Genomic DNA, 19,030 nt, shown 5'->3' on the forward strand with positions numbered 1-19,030 from the left:
ATGGCGCTCCTTCACCTCTCCCATTGGGAGAGGTCGGCGCGCAGCGGCTCCGCTCTCTCGAGGGACCTGCCCCCCTCACCCGATTTGCTTGCGCAAATCGACCTCTCCCCCGTGGGGAGAGGTGAACCGAGCCCGCGGCTCCCTCAACGCGACTCGAGACAGGCCAGCATGGAGTTACGTCGCCACGGCACCATTGCCTGCCGTCTCCAGGCGGAAGGCGGCGGCGAAGAGGGCGCGGGTGTAGTTGCTCTTCGGGTTCTTGAACAGTTCGGAGGCCGGGCCCTCCTCCTCGACCTTGCCGGATTTCATCACGATCAGATGGCTGGCGAGCGACGCCACCACGCGCAGATCGTGCGAGATGAACATGTAGGTGAGGTCGCGCTTGCGCTGCAATTCGCGCAAGAGGTCGACCATCTGCGCCTGGAACAGCATGTCGAGCGCGCTGGTCGGCTCGTCGAGCACCACGAAATTCGGCTCCAGCACCACCGCGCGCGCGATCGAGATGCGCTGGCGCTGGCCGCCGGAAAATTCATGCGGATAGCGGAAGCGCCATTCCGGCTTGAGGCCGACATCCGTCAGTGCCTTGATCACCCGCGCCTCGCGCTCCTCGGCCGACAACTGGCGCTGATGAACGGTCAACCCTTCGGCCACGATGTCGCCGACCGACATGCGCGGGCTCAGCGCGCCGAACGGATCCTGGAACACGATCTGCATGTCGCGGCGGAACGGCCGCATCTGCTTGAAGCGCAGGCCCTGGATATTGCTGCCCAAGAATACGATCGGCCCGTCGGAGGAGATCAATCGCAGCAGCGCGAGCCCGAGCGTGGTCTTGCCGGAGCCGGATTCGCCGACCACGCCGAGCGTCTCGCCCTTGCGCACGGCGATGCTGACGCCGTCGACCGCCTTGATATGACCGACAGTCGAGCGCAGCAATCCGCGCTTGATCGGGAACCAGACCTTTAGATTATCCGCCGACATCACCACCGGCTGGTCCGGGCGCGGCGGCGCCGGATCGGGCTTCGGCTCCGCGGCGAGGAGATCGCGGGTGTAAGGATGCTTGGGCGCGGTGAAGACCTGCTCGACCGGACCATGCTCGACGATCTTGCCGCCATTCATGACGCAGACGGTATCGGCGATCCGGCGGACGATGCCGAGATCATGGGTGATGAACAGCATGCTCATGCCGAGCCGGGTGCGGATTTCGGCCAGCAGCGCCAGGATCTGCGCCTGCACGGTGACGTCGAGCGCCGTCGTCGGCTCGTCCGCGATCAGAAGGTCGGGCTCGTTGGCGAGCGCCATCGCGATCATCACGCGCTGGCGCTGGCCGCCGGAGAGCTGATGCGGATAGCTCTGCAGCCGCGTCTCCGGCTCGGGAATGCCGACCTGCGTCAGGAGCTCAAGGGTGCGCGCCCGCGCCGCCGCGCCGCGCACACCGCTGTGCAGCGACAGGATCTCGCCGATCTGCGACTCGATGGTGTGCAGCGGATTGAGCGAGGTCATCGGCTCCTGGAAGATGATCGAGATGTCGTTGCCCCGCACCTCGCGCATCTCGCGCTCCGAGGCGGTAAGAAGGTCGCGCCCCTTGAACCGGACGCTGCCGGAAGGATGGGACGCGGCCGGATAGGGTAACAGCCTCAGGACCGACAATGCGCTGACGGATTTGCCCGAGCCGGATTCGCCGACCAGCGCGACGCATTCGCCGCGCTTGATCGAGAACGAAACATGGTCGACCGCGATCGACGGGCCGAAGGCGACCGAGAGGTCGCGGACATCGAGCAGCGGCTGGTTGATGGCGTCCATGATACGGCCCTCTACCTGAACGTCTTGCGCGGGTCGAAGGCGTCACGCGCGGCCTCGCCGATGAAGATCAGCAGCGAGAGCATGATCGCGACCGAGAAGAAGCCGGTGAAGCCGAGCCACGGCGCCTGCACATTGGCCTTGCCCTGCGCCAGCAATTCACCGAGCGAAGGCGAGCCCGGCGGCAAGCCAAACCCTAAGAAGTCCAGCGCGGTCAGCGTCATCACCGAGGACGAGACGATGAACGGCAGGAAGGTCATGGTCGCCACCATCGCGTTCGGCAACAGGTGGCGGAACATGATCACCGCATTGGAGACGCCGAGCGCGCGCGCCGCCTGGATGTACTCGAAATTGCGCCCGCGCAAAAATTCCGCGCGCACCAGGCCGACCAGCGACACCCAGGAGAACAAGAGGAGGATGCCGAGCAGGATGAAGAAGCCCGGTGGCAGCACCGCCGAGATGATCAGCAGCAGATAGAGCGAGGGGATCGCGGTCCAGACCTCGATCAGGCGCTGGAACGTCAGATCGATCCAGCCGCCGAAATAGCCCTGCACGCCGCCGGCGGCGACGCCGATGATCGAGGACAGGATGGTCAGCGTCAGGCCGAACAGCACCGAAATCCGGAAACCATAGATCAGGCGTGCCACCACGTCGCGGCCCTGGTCGTCGGTGCCAAGCCAGTTGTATTCGAGGTCGCGGCAGCCGCTGAGCTGCTTCCTCTCGACCACCTCCTTGCACTGCGCTTCGGTCAGGAGCCAGGTCGGCTTCGACGGCGCCGGCGTCGGCAGATCGAGATTGTGGGTATCGTAGGAATAGCGGATTGGCGGCCAGATGATGGTGCCGCCCTTGGCCGCAATCTGCTTCTGCAAGTAGGGATCGCGGTAATCCGCCGTGGTCTCGAAATCGCCGCCGAACGTCGTCTCCGCGTAATTGAAGAGCACCGGCCAATAGAGCCGACCATCATATTTGACCATCAGCGGGCGATCATTGGCGATGAAGTTGGCGAACAGCGAGATCACGAACAGCGCGAGGAAGATCCAGAACGACCAGTAGCCCCGGCGGTTGGCCTTGAAGTTCTGCCAGCGGCGCTTGTTGAGCGGCGACGGCTCGAAGGGATGGCGGCTCGGCGGCACCGCTTCGCCGAGTGGCGATTGCGTGGTGGTCTCGACCGGCTGGGGCGCAAGCATCGTCATCAGACTTCCCTCGCCTCGAAATCGATCCTTGGATCGATCCACATGTAAGCGAGATCGGAGATCAGGTTCACGACCAGACCGACCAGCGAAAAGATGAACAGCGTGCCGAACACGACAGGATAGTCGCGGTTCAGCACGCTCTCGAAGCCGAGCAGGCCGAGCCCGTCGAGCGAGAAGATGGTCTCGATCAAAAGCGAGCCGGAGAAGAAGGCGTGGATGAACGCGCTCGGAAAGCCCGCGATCACGATCAGCATCGCATTACGGAAGATGTGGCCGTACAGCACCTGCCGCTCACTGCAGCCCTTGGCGCGCGCGGTCATGACATATTGCTTGCGGATCTCATCCAGGAACGAGTTCTTGGTCAGCAGCGTCATGGTGGCAAACGCCCCCAGCGCCATCGAGATCAAGGGCAGCGTGATGTGCCAGAAATAGTCGATGATTTTCCAGTACCAGGGGAACTGCGACCAGCCGTCCGAGGTCAGCCCGCGCAGCGGGAACAGGTTGAAGAACGAGCCGCCGGCGAACAGGATGATCAGCAGGATCGCGAACAGGAAGCCGGGAATCGCAAAACCGATGATGACCACCGCCGAGGTCCAGGTGTCGAACCGCGAGCCGTCATGCACGGCTTTGCGGATCCCGAGCGGGATCGAGATCAGGTAGGTCAGCAGCGTCATCCAGATGCCGAGCGACATCGACACCGGCAGCTTCTCCTTGATCAGCTGGATCACGCTGACGTCGCGGAAATAGCTCTTGCCGAAATCGAAGCGGGCGAAGTTCCACACCATCAGCAGGAAGCGCTCGGGCGCCGGCTTGTCGAAGCCGAACTGCTTTTCGAGATTCTTGATGAAGGCCGGATCGAGGCCCTGCGCACCGCGGTACTTCGAACTCACCGCATCCGCCGAGGCGCCGCCCGGCGCACGCGCGGCAAAATCACCGCCGGAAGACCCCGAGACTCGCGAGGAGCCGCCGGTATCGGCGCCGGAGAGCTGGGCCAGCACACGCTCGACCGGTCCGCCCGGCGCGAACTGCACGACCACGAAAGACACGAAGAGGATGCCGAGCAGCGTCGGCACCATCAGGAGAATGCGGCGGGCGATATAGGCGCTCATGTCTTACTTCGGCTGTTCGGCGTTACCGGCCTTGGCCGGGTCGGCCCACCAGTTATCCGGCGCTCCCACGCCTTGTGCATAGCGCGCCGGCTTCGGCGGATGGGCGAACAGATCCCAATAGGCCACCTTGTGCGTGTTGGCGTACCACTGCGGCACCCAATAGCGCCCGGCACGGAACACGCGGTCGAAGGCGCGGCAGGCGGTGGTTAGTTCCGCCCTGGTCTCGGCGGCGATGATCTTCTCGACCAGCGCATCGATCACCGGACTGGAAATGCCTGCGAGGTTATAGGAGCCTTTGGTGCTGGCGGCCTGCGACGAAAAGAACGCCCGCATGACATCGCCCGGGGTCGCCGACATCGAGAAGCGCTGGATGGTCATATCGAAATCGAAATCCTCCAGCCGCGCGCGATACTGCACGGCATCGATCAGCCGGAAGGTGGCGTCGATGCCGAGCACGCCAAGGTTCTTGATGTAGGGCCCGTGATGTGGCTGGATCGAGGCTTCGTCATTGAGGAATTCGATGGTGAAGGGCTCACCGTTCGGTAGCAACCTCTTGCCATCCTTCACGACGCAGCCGGCCTCGTTGAGCAATTGGGCCGCCTTGCGCAGCAGCGCCCGGTCCTGCCCGGAGCCGTCGGACACCGGCGGCACGAAGGGCATGCCGAACACCTCGTCCGGCACCTGCCCGCGGAACGGCTCCAGCAACGCCAGCTCTTCCGGCGACGGCGGGCCGGACACCATCATGTCCGAATTCTGGAATGGCGAATGGGTGCGCGCATAGGCGCCATACATGATGGTCTTGTTGGTCCACTCGAAATCGAAGGCATAGATCAGCGCCTCGCGGACGCGCGGATCTTTGAACTTGTCGCGGCGCATGTTGATGAACCAGCCCTGCGCGCCCGACGGCGTCTCGTCCGGCAACAGCTCGCGCTTGACCCGGCCGTCCTTGATCGCAGGAAAATCATAGCGCGTTGCCCAGATGCGCGCGGTGAGCTCCTCGCGGTAGAGATAGTTCTTGCCCGTGAAGCCTTCGAAGGCGACGTCGCGGTCGCGATAGAACTCGTAGCGGACGGTATCGAAATTGAAGCTGCCGCGGCAGACCGGAAGATCGGCAGCCCACCAGTCCTTGACGCGGTCATATTCGATGAAGCGGTTGACCTCGAAGCGGCCAACCTTGTACGGCCCCGAGCCGAGGGGCGTATCGAGCGTCGATTCCTCGAACGGCCGGTTGGCATAGTAGGCCTTCGAGAAGATCGGCAGGCTCGCAACATAGAGCGGCACATCGCGCGCGCGCTTCGGCGCGAAGCTGACGACGACGGTGGCATCGTCGGGCGCCTCGGCCTTGATGAAGTCGCGGAGCTGAACCAGGATCAGCGGGTGCCCCTTTTCCTTCAACGTGTTCAGCGAGAACGCGACGTCCTGCGCCGTCAGCTTCGAGCCGTCGTGAAACCGCGCCTCGGGCCGCATCGTGAAGGTGTAGGTGAGTTTGTCTGGCGAGATCCGCACCGACTTCGCGGCCAGCCCATATATCGCATCGGGCTCGTCACCGGCGCGCGCCATCAGCGCCGTGAACGTCATGTCCATGCCCTGCGCGCCCTCCCCCTTGAGGATGTAGGCGTTGAGCGAATTGAACGTGAAGTAGGACTGGTTGTAGGCGCGGACCGAAGGGATCAGCGAGAACGTGCCGCCCTTCGGCGCATTCACGTTGACATAGTCGAAATGGTGGAAGTCGGCGGGGTATTTCAAGTCGCCGAACGCCGACATGCCGTGCATGTCGACGCCGTTATCGGCGGATGCCGGACGAAGCCGCGTCGCGCATAGCGCACCGATACCGAAGCCGAGCGCGTGCCGACGGGTGAATAGCGCCATGCGCGAAAAATCCCTCAAGACCGTTTGCCGATCCGGTTCGCCCTCTCCGCGTCGTACCACCACAGCGAGGGCAGGCCGGAGCGCGCGTATTTCGGCAGTTCCGCATGGCCGAAGCGATCCCAGAGCGCATAGCGCGCGTAGGGATAGCCGAACTGCGGCACCACGTAGAAATTCCAGAGCAGCACCCGGTCCAGCGCCTTGGTCGCGGCGACGAGGCTGGCCCGGTCCTTGGCGAAGATGACCTTCTCGATCAACGCATCCACTGCCGGGTTCTTGATGCCGATGGTATTCTTGGATCCCTGCTGATCCGCGGCCTGCGACCCCCAGAATTCGCGCTGCTCATTGCCGGGCGAGAGCGACTGGCCCCAGAGGTCGGTGATGATGTCGAAATCGAAACTGCGGATGCGGTTCTCGTACTGCACGTCGTCGACGACGCGGATCGAGGTCGTGACGCCGATGCGTTCCAGCGACGGCTTGAAGAACAGCGCGATCCGCTCCGAGGAAGGATCCTGCACCAGGATCTCCACGCTCACCGGCTTGCCCGACGGATCGACCAGCTTGCGCTCGCGCACCTCGAAGCCGGCTTCCTTCAACAGCCTGGTCGCCTCGCGCAAATTGGCGCGCACCGCTTCGGGATTGCCACCGACAGGGTTCGTGTACGGCGTCGTGAAGACTTCCGGCGGCACCTTGTCACGCACGGTCTCGAGGAGTTCGAGCTCCTGCCCCTGCGGCAAGCCGGACGAAGCCAATTCCGTACCCTCGAAATAGCTGTTGATGCGCTTGTACTGACCATAGAAGAGCTGCTTGTTCATCTCCTCGAAATCGAACGCAAAGTTGAATGCGCGCCGGAGGCGGGCGTCCTTGAATTGATCGCGGCGCAGGTTGAGCACGAAGCCCTGCATGCGACCGGAATCGTTGATCGGAAATTCCTGCTTGACGACGCGCTTCTCGGTTACGGCCGGGAAGTCGTACGCGGTCGCCCACTGCTTCGCCGAGTTCTCGGTGATCCAGTCCGCCTGGTCGGCCTTGAAAGCTTCGAGCGCGACGACGTTGTCGCGGAAGAATTCGAAACGCAGCTCGTCGAAATTGTTCTGGCCGACCTGGACCGGCAACTTGGCGCCCCAATAGTCCTTCACGCGCTCGAGCCGGACGGAACGGCCGGCGACGAAATCGGCGATCCGGTAAGCGCCCGAACCGAGCGGCTTCTCCAACGTGGTCGCGGAAATATCGCGCTTGCGGCCCTGGCTGTCCGTGCCTTCCCAGTAATGCTTCGGCAGCACCAGCAGTTCGCCGACAATGTGCGGCAGTTCGCGATTGCCGGGAGTGTCGAAGGTGAATTTGATGTCGCGCTCGCCGCTCTTTTCGGCCTTTACCACGTGCCGGTAGTAGGACGAATAGAACGGGCTTTGCTTCTTCAACGTCTCGAGCGAGAAGATGACGTCTTCCGGCGTCACCGGTTTGCCGTCGTGCCAGCGTGCCTCCTTGCGCAGCCGGTAGATCACCCAGCTGTAGTCGTCGGGATGGGCCGCGCTTTCGGCGAGCAGGCCGTATTCGGTCGCGATCTCGTCCTGCGAGCGCGACATCAGCGTCTCATAGATCATGATCGCGGCCGGTGCGATCGAACCTTTCACGCCCATCACCGCGACGTTGAAGTTGTCGAATGTGCCGAGCGAGATAATCCGCGCGACGCCGCCTTTCGGTGCATCCGGATTGACGTAGTCGAAACGCTGGAAGCCGGCCGGATATTTGATATCGCCGAACAGCGACAGCGCGTGGCGCCACGCTGGCTCGGTGCCTCCCGGGTCCGCCTGCGCGCTCGACATCACCGGGATGCCGGCTGCCACGCCCATGATGGGGGTCAGCGCGGCCACCGCGCCGGTCTGCAGAAGGTGTCGTCGGGTAATGGCCAAAGGGAGCTTCCTGTCGTGAACCTGGGTTACGCACTAAGTGCGTAATATAGGGCAAGGTTTCGGCGGATTATGTTGCTTTTTCCTCATCTTGGAAGCCTGGGGGCCATCACGTCTGCGGCGAAACGTCCCGCTGACAAAGATGCGACCCATACGGAAACGGCCAGGCAATGCCTGGCCGTTCCGATTGAATCCATGAGGGAAATGCTATTTCTGCGCGGTCGGCAGCGGCTGGGGGTGATCCGACAGCGAGTTCAGGTAGGCGATCACGTCTGCGCGCTCGCTGTCCTTCGGAATACCGGCGAAACCCATCGCGGTGCCCGGGATGAAACCCTTCGGGTTGGTGAGGAACTTGTTGAGGTCGTCGAAGGTCCAGGTGCCCCCCTTGGCCTTCATCGCGGCCGAGAAGTTGAACCCGCGTCCCTCGCCCCTCGGCTCGCCGACGATGCCAAAGAGATTCGGACCGACCCGGTTCGGACCGCCCTTCTCGAAGGTATGGCAGGCCGCGCACTTCTTGGCGGCCGCGGCGCCCTTTTCCACAGAAGCGGTCTGCAGCAGTTTCTCGATCGGCTCGGACGGTGCGGCGGCTTCCGCGGGTCCGCCCTTGCTCTCCTCTTTCACCGCGATCTCGAAACCGGGCTTCTCCAGCGGCTTGGGCGTGAACACCGCCTGCGCGGCAAAGCTCGTCACCAGGATAATGAGGCAGGTGCCGAGAATCGCACCCAGAATCTTGTTGAGTTCGAAGGAGTCCATTTCGGATCAGGCTCCAGGGCGAAAATGTCGACTTCAGGCGGGCCGAACGGCCGCGGGGGTAAGCCTCGGAATCAGCCCTCGTCGCGCCTCCCCCGAGCAGAGTGGAGATATCGGTTTGCCTGCGCTCTGGCAACCCGTATAAACGCGCCGACTTTCGTCCCGTCCCCACCCTGTTTCCTGCCTCCGGCAGGGTTTTGAATAGATGTCCGACCCGCGGAATTTGGTGCTGATTCCCGCCCGCATGGCGGCCACGAGGCTGCCGGGCAAGCCGCTCCTCGACATTGCCGGCCAGCCGATGATCGTGCACGTACTGCGGCGCGCAATCGAAGCCGATATCGGCCGCGTCGCGGTCGCAACCGACACGCCGGAGATTGCCGCGGCGGTCAGGAGCGCCGGTGGGGAGGTGGTGATGACCCGCGCCGATCACCCCTCAGGCTCCGACCGCATCTTTGAGGCCGCGACCACGCTCGATCCTGCCGGCAACGCCGAGATCGTGGTCAACCTGCAGGGCGATTTTCCGACCATCACGCCCGACACGATCCGCGCCGTGCTGCCGCCGCTCGACGACGGCGCAGTCGATATCGCCACCCTCGCCTCCGAGATCCACACTGAGGAGGAGAGCCTCAACCCGAACGTGGTGAAGGCGGTCGGCTCGCCGATCACGGCAGGGCGGCTGCGCGCGCTCTATTTCACCCGCGCCACCGCGCCGTACGGCGACGGCCCGCGCTACCATCATATCGGCCTCTACGCCTATCGCCGCGCCGCGCTGGAGCGCTTCGTGCGGCTGCCGCCCTCGCCCCTGGAACAGCAGGAGAAACTCGAGCAGCTCCGCGCGCTGGAGGCCGGGATGCGGATCGACGTCACCATTGTCGACACCGTGCCGCGCGGCGTCGACACCCCGGCCGACCTCGAAACCGCCCGGCGCATACTGGCGAAAACCTGAACCGCTGCTAAAACCCCGCCATGACCAAGAAGCTGAAAATCGCCTTTCAGGGCGAGCCCGGAGCCAATTCCCACATCGCGATCGTCGAGGCCTATCCCGACGCAGAACCGATGCCGTGCGCGACCTTTGAGGACGCGCTGTCGGCGATTTCCTCGGGCGAGGCCGATCTCGGCATGATCCCGATCGAGAACTCGGTCGCCGGCCGCGTCGCCGACATCCACCATCTGTTGCCGGCCTCGGGCCTCTTCATCGTCGGCGAATGGTTCCTGCCGGTCCGGCATCAGTTGATGGCGGTGAAGGGGACGAAGCTCGGCGACATCAGAAGCGTGGAGAGCCATGTGCACGCGCTTGGCCAGTGCCGGCGCATCATCCGCAAGCTCGGCGTCAGGCCGATCGTCGCCGGCGATACCGCAGGCAGCGCGCGCGACATCTCCGAACGCGGCGACAAGAGCGTCGCCGCCATCGCCTCGCGCCTTGCCGCCGACATCTACGGCCTTGATATCCTCGCCGAGGACATCGAGGACGAAGCCCACAACACCACCCGCTTCGTGGTGCTGGCACGCGAAGCTAAATGGGCCGAGCAGGATTCAGGCCCCCTGGTCACCACATTTGTTTTCCGGGTGCGCAATTTACCCGCCGCGCTCTACAAGGCGCTCGGCGGCTTTGCCACCAACGGCGTCAACATGACCAAGCTCGAAAGCTACATGGTCGACGGCAATTTCTTCGCGACGCAATTTTATGCCGACGTCGACGGCCATCCGTATGATCGCGGACTGGCCTTTGCGCTGGAAGAGCTGAAATTCTTCTCCCGCGAATTCCGCATCGTGGGCGTCTATCCCGCCCACCCTTTCCGCGCGACGTTCAGCGAAAAAGCGGATTAAGGGGCCTGTCATTCCGGGGCGATGCGCCAGCATCGAGCCCGGAATCCATTTCTCCGCTTGTGTGAGCCTCCCGATGGATTCCGGGTTCACGCTTCGCGTGCCCCGGAATGACGCCGTGTAAGGTCAGGCGGCCTCCTTCTTCCCACGCCCGAACGCGTCCGCCAGCAGGCTGTATGACTTCTTCCGCGCCTCGTGATCGAACACCGCGGTGATGATCATCAGCTCATCCGCCTCGGTGGCCGCGATCAGCGGCTGCAATTTTGCCATCACCGTCGCCGGGCTGCCGACGAAGAAACGCGCGCGGTTCCGCGTGATGGAAGCGCGCTCGGCGTTCGTATAGGGATAGGCCAGCGCCTCCTCGACGCTCGGCAGCGGCAGATACTGGCCGCGGTCCCGGCGCAGGCGGTTGAGGTCCATCGACAGCGCCAGCTTTTCCGCCTCTTCATCGGTCTCGGCCGCCACCGCCGCCACTGCGAGGATCGCATATGGCGTCTGGCGCCAGGGCGACGGCTTGAAATGCGCGCGGTAGTTTGTCATCGCATCGACCGCGTCATGGGTCGCGAAATGATGCGCGAAGCCGAAGCCCATGCCGACCTGCGCGGCGAGCTCGGACGAATAGCCGCTGGAGCCGAGCAGCCAGATCGGCGGCAGCGGCGAATCGTCGGGCATCGCCACCACATTGTTGAAGGGATGGCCGGGCGGGAAATCCCGCGTCTCCCACAGCGTCAGTTCATGCAGCCGCTCCAGGAAATCATCGCCCTCGCGGCGGTCGAGCCGGCTCCGCAGCGCATAGGCGGTGGCGCCGTCGGTGCCGGGCGCCCGCCCGAGGCCCAGATCGATGCGACCGGGGAACAGCGCCTCCAGCATCTTGAAGCGCTCGGCAACCACCAGCGGCGCATGGTTGGGCAGCATTACGCCGCCGGAGCCGACGCGGATGTTCTTGGTCACGGCAGCGATCTGCCCAATCATCAGATCCGGCGCGGGGCTCGCGACGGAGGCAAGGTTGTGGTGCTCGGCGAGCCAGTACCTGATATAGCCGAGCCCATCGACGTGGCGCGCCAGATCGATGCTGTTGCGCAGCGCTGCGGCAGGCTTTGTGGCTGTGGTGACGATCGAAAGGTCTAGGACGGAAAGCGGGATCATCGCACCAAGCTAGGGCGACACATTGAAACCACAAAGCCCCTCCGCGTGCAGATCAGCTCCGCGACACTCTGAACCCGAAGCCGCTTCGAGAGTGGGACAAAATATCGTTAATCCGCAATAACTCACCTTTGCCCACACCGGAGGAGGGAACTGACTTTCCCATAAACTTACAGAATATGGCTATAATTTCCGAATTTTCGCGATAAGCCGCGAAACTCATAGTCTTGCCCATTACGAATTTAGGTTGCCATCGAGAGCCAGCAGATTCATCAAAAGTGGGCAAAATCCCATTGTCGATGGGCTGTTTGGACGACCCGCTTTGCCCTATCTTACCTGCTCGACCGCCCAGCCTGTCGCCGATTGTTCCGTGGAGCTTGTGAGAGCCATGACCGAGGTTGCTGCCCCGCCGTTCAGGACTCCCGCCATTTCCTTCGAGTTCTTCCCGCCGAAGACCGAGGAGATGGAGCGTAACCTGTGGGACACGATCAACCGCCTGGCGCCGCTGTCGCCCACCTTCGTCTCGGTGACCTATGGCGCCGGCGGATCGACCCGCGAGCGCACCCATTCGACCATCGCCCGCATCCTGAACGAAACCAGGCTGTTGCCGGCAGCGCATCTGACGTGCGTAAGCGCCTCGCGCGGCGAGATCGACGAGATTGTCGACCGCTATCACGAGGTCGGCGTCCGCCACATCGTGGCGCTGCGCGGCGACCCGCCCGGCGGCATCGGCACGCCCTATTACACCCATCCGGACGGCTACCAGAGCTCGCCGGAGCTGGTCGCCGGCATCAAGAAGCGTCATCCCGATATCGAGGTGTCGGTCTCGGCCTATCCGGAGAAACATCCGGAGAGCGCGAACTTCGACGCCGATATCGACACGCTGAAGGCCAAGGTCGATGCCGGCGCCACGCGCGCCATCACCCAGGTGTTCTTCGACAACGATCTCTATTTCCGCTACCTCGACCGGGTGCGGGCCCGCGGCATCGAGATCCCGATCGTGCCGGGCATCATGCCGATGCACAATTTCAAGCAGGCCCGCAATTTCGTCACCCGCGCCGGCACCACGGTGCCGGACTGGTTCGCCGCGAAATTCGACGGCCTCGATGATGATGCCGAGACCCGCAAACTGGTGGCGGCTACGGTTGCCGCCGGCCAGGTGCAGAAGCTCGCAAAACACGGCGTCGACACCTTCCATTTCTACACCATGAACCGCGCCGATCTCGTGTTCGCGATCAGCCATCTGCTCGGCATCCGTCCGAACGGCGCCAAGAAAGCCGCTTGAAAAAAGCTGCTTGAAGAAAGCTGCCTGATCAAATGACCGTACCCGTCTCTCCCAAGCGTACCGCCCTCATCGCCGCCGCGCGCGAGCGCATCCTCGTGCTTGACGGCGCCATGGGCACCATGATCCAGGGCCTGCAATTCGACGAGGCCGCCTTCCGTGGCGAGCGCTTCAAGGATTTCCACCGCGACATCAGGGGCAACAACGACGTCCTGATCCTGACGCAAGCGCAGGCGATCGAGGACATCCACGCCGCCTATCTGCGCGCCGGCGCCGACATCGTCGCGACCAACACCTTCTCCTCGACCTCGATCGCGCAAGCCGACTACGACATGTCGGATCTCGCCTATGAGCTCAACCGCGAGGGCGCAAGGCTCGCGCGCGCCGCCGCCGAGAAGGTCAGTGCCGAGGACGGCAGGCCGCGCTTCGTCGCAGGCGCCCTGGGGCCCACCAACCGCACCGCCTCGATCTCGCCGGACGTCTCCAATCCCGGCCACCGTGCGGTGACGTTCGACGACCTGCGCAAGGCCTATGGCGAGCAGATCAACGGCCTGCTGGACGGCGGCGCCGATCTTCTCCTGGTCGAAACCATCTTCGACACGCTCAATGCCAAGGCCGCGCTGTATGCGATCTCCGAGATTACGGAAGAGCGCGGCATCGACGTGCCCGTGATGATCTCGGGCACCATCACCGACAAGTCCGGCCGCCTGCTTTCGGGGCAGTTGCCGGAAGCGTTCTGGAATTCGGTGCGGCACGCCAAGCCGATCACCATCGGCTTCAACTGCGCGCTCGGCGCGGAGGACCTGCGCAGCCACATCGCAGACATCGGCCGCGTCGCCGATACGCTCATCTGCGCCTATCCGAATGCCGGCCTGCCCAACGAATTCGGGCAGTACGACGAGACGCCGGACTATATGGCGCGGCTGATCGGCGAGTTCGCAGCAGCAGGCCTCGTCAACATCGTCGGCGGCTGCTGCGGCACCACGCCGGACCATATCGCCGCTATTGCCGCGGCGGTTGCGCCGCACAAGCCGCGCATTGTTCCTGAGATCGCGCCGCGCCTCCGGCTATCGGGCCTCGAGCCGTTCGCGCTGACCGACGCCATTCCTTTCGTGAACATCGGCGAACGCACCAACGTGACGGGATCGGCGCGCTTCCGCAAGCTGATCACCGCGGGCGACTACACGGCCGCGCTGCAGGTGGCGCGTGACCAGGTCGAGAATGGCGCGCAGATCATCGACGTCAACATGGACGAGGGCCTTCTGGATTCCGAGAAGGCGATGGTGACGTTCCTCAACCTGGTCGCCGCCGAGCCCGATATCGCCCGCGTGCCTGTCATGGTCGATTCCTCGAAATTCGCCGTGATCGAGGCCGGGCTGAAATGCATCCAGGGCAAGCCTGTGGTGAACTCGATCTCGATGAAGGAGGGCGAGGAGAAGTTCATCCACGAGGCCACGATCGCCAAGCGTCATGGCGCAGCCGTCGTGGTGATGGCGTTCGACGAGACGGGACAAGCCGACACGTTCGCCCGCAAGACCGAGATCTGCAAGCGGGCCTACGACATCCTGGTGAACCGGCTCGATTTCCCGGCCGAGGACATCATCTTCGATCCGAACATCTTCGCGATCGCGACCGGGATCGAGGAGCACAACAATTACGGCGTCGATTTCATCGAGGCCACGCGCTGGATCCGCCAGAACCTGCCCGGCGCGCATATTTCCGGCGGCGTCTCCAATCTCTCGTTCTCGTTCCGCGGCAACGAGCCGGTACGCGAGGCGATGCATTCGGTGTTCCTGTATCACGCCATCAAGGCCGGCATGGACATGGGCATCGTCAATGCCGGGCAGATGATCGTCTATGACGACATCGATCCCGAACTGCGGCAGGTGTGCGAGGACGTCATCCTCAACCGCGATCCCGGCGCTTCCGAGCGACTGCTGGCGCTCGCCGAAAAATTCCGCGGCAAGGAGAAGCAGAGCAAGGAAGCCGATCTCGCCTGGCGCGAATGGCCGGTCGAGAAGCGGCTCAGCCACGCACTGGTGCACGGCATCACCGAATTCATCGAGCAAGATACCGAGGAGGCGCGACAGGCATCTTCCCGTCCGCTCGACGTCATCGAGGGTCCCTTGATGGCCGGCATGAACGTGGTCGGCGACCTCTTCGGCGACGGCAAGATGTTCCTGCCGCAGGTGGTGAAGTCCGCGCGCGTGATGAAGCAGGCGGTCGCTTATCTGATGCCATTCATGGAGGAGGAAAAGGCCCGCAACCTCGCTAATGGCGTGGCCGGCGACGGCCGCAATGCCGCTGGCAAGATCGTGCTCGCCACCGTGAAGGGCGACGTCCACGACATCGGCAAGAACATCGTCGGCATCGTGCTGCAATGTAACAATTTCGAGGTCATCGACCTCGGCGTGATGGTGCCGGCGGCAAAGATCATCGAGACCGCGAAGGCCGAAGGCGCTGATATCATCGGCCTCTCCGGCCTGATCACGCCCTCGCTCGACGAGATGAGCTTTCTCGCCGGCGAACTGGAGCGCGAGGGCCTGAACCTGCCGCTCCTGATCGGCGGCGCCACCACCAGCCGTGTCCATACCGCCGTGAAGATCGATCCGAACTATCCGGGCGGACCAGTCGTCCACGTCAATGACGCCAGCCGCGCGGTCGGCGTCGCCTCCTCGCTGCTCTCGCCCGAGAAGCGCGAGGCCTATGCCGCCGATATCCGCGCCGAATACGCAAAGATCTCCGCGGCGCATTTCCGAGCGCAGCAGGACAAGAAACGGCTGAAGCTTGCGGATGCCCGCGCCAATGGCGTCAAGATCGATTTTGCCAAGATGCCGCCGAAGCAGCCGGCCTTCTTCGGCATCAAGAGCTTCGATGCCTACGATCTGGCGGAACTGGCAAAATACATCGACTGGACGCCGTTCTTCCAGACCTGGGAATTGACCGGGCGCTTCCCGGCCATCCTCGACGATCCGAAGGTCGGCGAGGTCGCGCGCTCGCTCTATGATGATGCGCAGAAGATGCTTGAGCGCATCATGGCGGAGAAATGGTTCACGGCGCGCGCCACCATCGGCTTCTGGCCCGCCAATGCCGAAGGCGACGACATCGCCGTCTATGCCGACGAGACGCGCAAGAAGAAGATCGCGACCTTCCACACGCTGCGCCAGCAGCTCGAGAAGCGCGAAGGCCGCTTCAACGCCGCGCTTTCGGACTTCATCGCGCCAGTATCGTCGGGCGTACCTGACTATATCGGCGGGTTCGTCGTCACCGCGGGCATCGGCGAGGACGCGGTCGCCGACCGCTTCAAGAACGCCAATGACGATTATTCCTCGATCCTGTGCAAGGCGCTGGCCGATCGCCTCGCCGAAGCTTTCGCCGAGCGCATGCACCAGCGCGTGCGCAAGGAGTTCTGGGGCTACGCGCCCGACGAGGCGTTCTCGTCGGACGAGTTGATCCTGGAGAAATATCAGGGCATCCGCCCGGCGCCCGGCTATCCCGCGCAGCCCGACCACACCGAGAAGGCGACGCTGTTCGCGCTGCTTGACGCCGAGAACACGGCCGGCGTGAAGCTGACGGAGAGCTTTGCGATGTGGCCGGGCTCCTCGGTCTCCGGCCTCTATTTCAGCCATCCCGAAAGCTTCTATTTCGGCGTCGGCAAGATCGAGCGCGACCAAGTCGAGGACTATGCCGCGCGCAAGGACATGGCGGTCGGTGAGATCGAACGCTGGCTCGCGCCCGTGCTGAACTACATCCCCTCGCAGAACGCGAAGCAGCCAACGCCCGCGCCCGCACCGGTCGCCACGCCCGCCAACGACGTCACCTCACACCCACCCGGTTGCACCTGCGCCGTCCATCTCGCCTGGCGCAAGAAAGCCGTCGGCGCGGGTTAGCGCGTTTTCGAGCGAAGTGGACACCGGTTCGCGTGAAGAAAACGCGTCAAAACTAGAATCTAGAGCTCCGGTTCTGATTCCATCAGAACCGAAAATGCTCTAGACGGCCAGCTGCTCGCAATGACGCGGGGATGGGTTCTGATTCAAATTTCAAACAGCTCTCCGCTGTCATCGTCCGGCTTGACCTGACGATCCAGTATTCCAGAGGCGGTTGTGCTTGAGCCGAGAGGCCGCCGGATACTGTATGCCCCGTCATCGCGGGGCATACAGGTACGCGCCGAACCAAAGCGCCCTACTCCGCGGTCCAGCCGCCATCGATGGAGTAGTTGGAGCCGGTGATCTGCGCGGCGTCGTCGCTGCAGAGGAACAATGCGAGCGCGCCGACCTGGTCGGCGGTGACGAATTCCTTGGTCGGCTGGGCCTCGAGCAGCACGTCCTTGATGACCTGCTCCTTGGTCATATTGCGCGCCTTCATGGTCTCCGGAATCTGGTGCTCGACCAGCGGCGTCCAGACATAGCCGGGGCTGATGCAGTTGCAGGTGATCTTGAAGGTCGCAAGCTCGAGCGCCACTGTCTTGGTGAGGCCCGCGATGCCGTGCTTGGCCGAGACATAGGCCGACTTGAAGGGCGAGGCGACCAGCGAATGCGCGGAGGCGGTGTTGATGATGCGGCCCCAGCCGCGCTTCTTCATCCCCGGCACCGCGGCGCGGATGCCATGAAACGCCGACGACAGGTTGATCGCGATGATCGCATCCCACTTCTCGATCGGAAATTCCTCGATCGGAGAGACGAACTGGATGCCGGCATTGTTGACGAGGATGTCGACCGAGCCGAAGGTCTTTTCGCCGAGCGCGATCATTTCGGCGATCTCGGCGGGCTTGGTCATGTCGGCCGGCGAATAGGCGGCCTTGACCTTGAAATCGGTCTCGATGCCGGAGCGCTCGCGCTCGATATCGGCCGGCACGCCCATGCCGTTGATGACGACATTGGCCCCCGCGCTGGCGAATTTACGCGCAATCGCCAATCCGATGCCGCTGGTCGAGCCGGTCACGACAGCGGTCTTGCCTGTCAACGTAGCCATATCTGCTTCACTCCTTCTTTGCGGGGAACGGATCGACGTCCCCCGTGAGATCGTAGGTCACCATGGTTTCCCCGGACTGCGGCCGTTCTAGCCATTCTTTGTGACGCATCGACAAATGAACGTCGCGGACGCCCGCCTCCCAATGCTCGACCATGGCGACATGGGAGAAGTCGTAATCCTTCGACGAGGTCTCATAGTTCTTGCTGCGGTAGATCAGGTGCACCACCGTGACGGTGTTCTCCTTGGAGGCCTGCCGCAGCAATTCAACGGAGGGATCGTTCTTCAGATAATCCGGCAGCTTGCCGATGAGATCACGCACCGCCATGCGGGCATTGTGGATCTGCCTGTTCTTGTCGGTGTTCATCCGCGTGCGGCTGGAAAAGCGGATGTCCTTTTCACGCTCGGCCGCCTCCAATAGCGAATTCGGCAACGGTCCGCGGGCGCTGAACAGATCGACCTGGAAGATCAGGAGATCGCGGCGGGTCTCCTCATCAAGCACGAAGTCGAGCGGGGTGTTGGAGGCGATACCGCCATCCCAATAATGCTCGCCTTCGATCAGGACCGCCGGAAAGCCCGGCGGCAGCGCGCCGGAGGCCATGATGTGCTCGGGGCCGATCTTCTTGCCGAGCTTCTTGAACTCGTAATTGTCGAAATACCTGAAATTGCCGGAGGTCACGCCGACGGCGCCGACCGAAAGCCGGGTCTTGAGGTCGTTGATGCGGTCGAAATCGACCAGCCGCTCCAGCGTCTTCTTCAGGGGCGCGGTGTCGTAATAGCTTTGCGACTGCGCGCTGCCCATGGGCCAGAACGGCGCAGGCGGAATCCGCGGCGCAAAGAAGCCAGGCACGCCGAATGTCGCGATGATGGCGGCGCTGGTCTCGTTGAACAAAGTGCGGGCGCGGTCGCCGGGCGCTATCGGATTCCAGGATACCGGACGCGACACCATCTCCCAGAATTCCTTTAAGCGCGGCACCTGCTTGTCCGGCTCGTTGCCGGCGATGATCGCGGCATTGACGGCGCCGATCGAGATTCCGGCAACCCAGTCAGGCTCGAAGCCGGCGCGACAGAGCGCCTGAAATGCTCCGGCCTGATATGAGCCAAGGGCGCCGCCGCCCTGCAGGACCAATACGCGCTGCGCCTGCGCGGGCGTCGTGGCGGGCGGAGGATCTGAAGTATCCATCGTGA

13 protein-coding genes are annotated in these 19,030 nt (G+C 63.5%); 4 read left to right on the forward strand and 9 right to left on the reverse strand.

What is annotated here, in order from left to right; all coding sequences use genetic code 11:
- Positions 1–174 precede the first annotated feature (174 nt).
- From AC5ZG5_RS32390 to AC5ZG5_RS32415, 6 genes are all read right to left on the reverse strand, one after another.
- Positions 175–1,800 (reverse strand): ABC transporter ATP-binding protein, encoded by a 1,626-nt coding sequence (locus tag AC5ZG5_RS32390; RefSeq protein WP_456643550.1) that lies wholly within the window; start codon positions 1,798–1,800, stop codon positions 175–177.
- An 11-nt stretch (positions 1,801–1,811) separates the two neighbouring features.
- Positions 1,812–2,990, reverse strand: a complete 1,179-nt coding sequence (locus AC5ZG5_RS32395) for an ABC transporter permease (RefSeq protein ID WP_028165094.1) — start codon at positions 2,988–2,990, stop codon at positions 1,812–1,814.
- Positions 2,990–4,099 (reverse strand): microcin C ABC transporter permease YejB, encoded by a 1,110-nt coding sequence (locus tag AC5ZG5_RS32400; protein WP_130228508.1) that lies wholly within the window; start codon positions 4,097–4,099, stop codon positions 2,990–2,992. The genes AC5ZG5_RS32395 and AC5ZG5_RS32400 overlap by 1 nt, the downstream gene beginning before the upstream one ends.
- 3 nt (positions 4,100–4,102) lie before the next feature.
- Positions 4,103–5,968 (reverse strand): extracellular solute-binding protein, encoded by a 1,866-nt coding sequence (locus tag AC5ZG5_RS32405; RefSeq protein WP_456643551.1) that lies wholly within the window; start codon positions 5,966–5,968, stop codon positions 4,103–4,105.
- 14 nt (positions 5,969–5,982) lie between these two features.
- Positions 5,983–7,878, reverse strand: coding sequence for an extracellular solute-binding protein (locus tag AC5ZG5_RS32410; RefSeq protein WP_456643552.1), 1,896 nt, complete (start codon positions 7,876–7,878; stop codon positions 5,983–5,985).
- Between the two features lie 204 nt (positions 7,879–8,082).
- Positions 8,083–8,628 (reverse strand): c-type cytochrome, encoded by a 546-nt coding sequence (locus AC5ZG5_RS32415; protein WP_130228505.1) that lies wholly within the window; start codon positions 8,626–8,628, stop codon positions 8,083–8,085.
- A 202-nt stretch (positions 8,629–8,830) separates the two neighbouring features.
- Between AC5ZG5_RS32415 and AC5ZG5_RS32420 the strand changes: the two genes are divergently transcribed.
- Both AC5ZG5_RS32420 and AC5ZG5_RS32425 read left to right on the forward strand, forming a co-directional pair.
- Entirely contained in the window at positions 8,831–9,571 is a 741-nt protein-coding gene (locus AC5ZG5_RS32420; RefSeq protein WP_456643553.1) for a 3-deoxy-manno-octulosonate cytidylyltransferase, read from the forward strand.
- Between the two features lie 20 nt (positions 9,572–9,591).
- The gene (locus AC5ZG5_RS32425; RefSeq protein ID WP_028165088.1) at positions 9,592–10,452 is read left to right on the forward strand and encodes a prephenate dehydratase; all 861 of its coding nucleotides are present in this window, start codon (positions 9,592–9,594) and stop codon (positions 10,450–10,452) included.
- Positions 10,453–10,575: 123 nt separating this feature from the next.
- Here AC5ZG5_RS32425 and AC5ZG5_RS32430 read toward each other — a convergent pair whose 3' ends face one another.
- Complete coding sequence (locus AC5ZG5_RS32430) at positions 10,576–11,595, reverse strand: LLM class flavin-dependent oxidoreductase (protein ID WP_456643554.1); 1,020 nt, start codon at positions 11,593–11,595, stop codon at positions 10,576–10,578.
- Positions 11,596–11,980: 385 nt separating this feature from the next.
- Here AC5ZG5_RS32430 and metF point away from each other — a divergent pair, with 385 nt between their 5' ends.
- Together metF and metH are read left to right on the forward strand one after the other, a co-directional pair.
- Positions 11,981–12,877: a methylenetetrahydrofolate reductase [NAD(P)H] gene (gene metF, locus AC5ZG5_RS32435; protein ID WP_456643555.1), complete on the forward strand. Its 897-nt coding sequence runs from the start codon at positions 11,981–11,983 to the stop codon at positions 12,875–12,877.
- 32 nt (positions 12,878–12,909) lie between these two features.
- Positions 12,910–16,764 (forward strand): methionine synthase, encoded by a 3,855-nt coding sequence (gene metH / locus AC5ZG5_RS32440; RefSeq protein ID WP_456643556.1) that lies wholly within the window; start codon positions 12,910–12,912, stop codon positions 16,762–16,764.
- A 292-nt stretch (positions 16,765–17,056) separates the two neighbouring features.
- Here metH and AC5ZG5_RS32445 read toward each other — a convergent pair whose 3' ends face one another.
- Both AC5ZG5_RS32445 and AC5ZG5_RS32450 read right to left on the reverse strand, forming a co-directional pair.
- Positions 17,057–17,845: a 3-hydroxybutyrate dehydrogenase gene (locus AC5ZG5_RS32445; RefSeq protein WP_130228898.1), complete on the reverse strand. Its 789-nt coding sequence runs from the start codon at positions 17,843–17,845 to the stop codon at positions 17,057–17,059.
- A gap of 7 nt (positions 17,846–17,852) precedes the next feature.
- Positions 17,853–19,025: a DUF3734 domain-containing protein gene (locus AC5ZG5_RS32450; RefSeq protein WP_456643557.1), complete on the reverse strand. Its 1,173-nt coding sequence runs from the start codon at positions 19,023–19,025 to the stop codon at positions 17,853–17,855.
- Between the last annotated feature and the right edge of the window lie 5 nt (positions 19,026–19,030).

The organism is Bradyrhizobium sp. Ses1 (assembly GCF_059512365.1).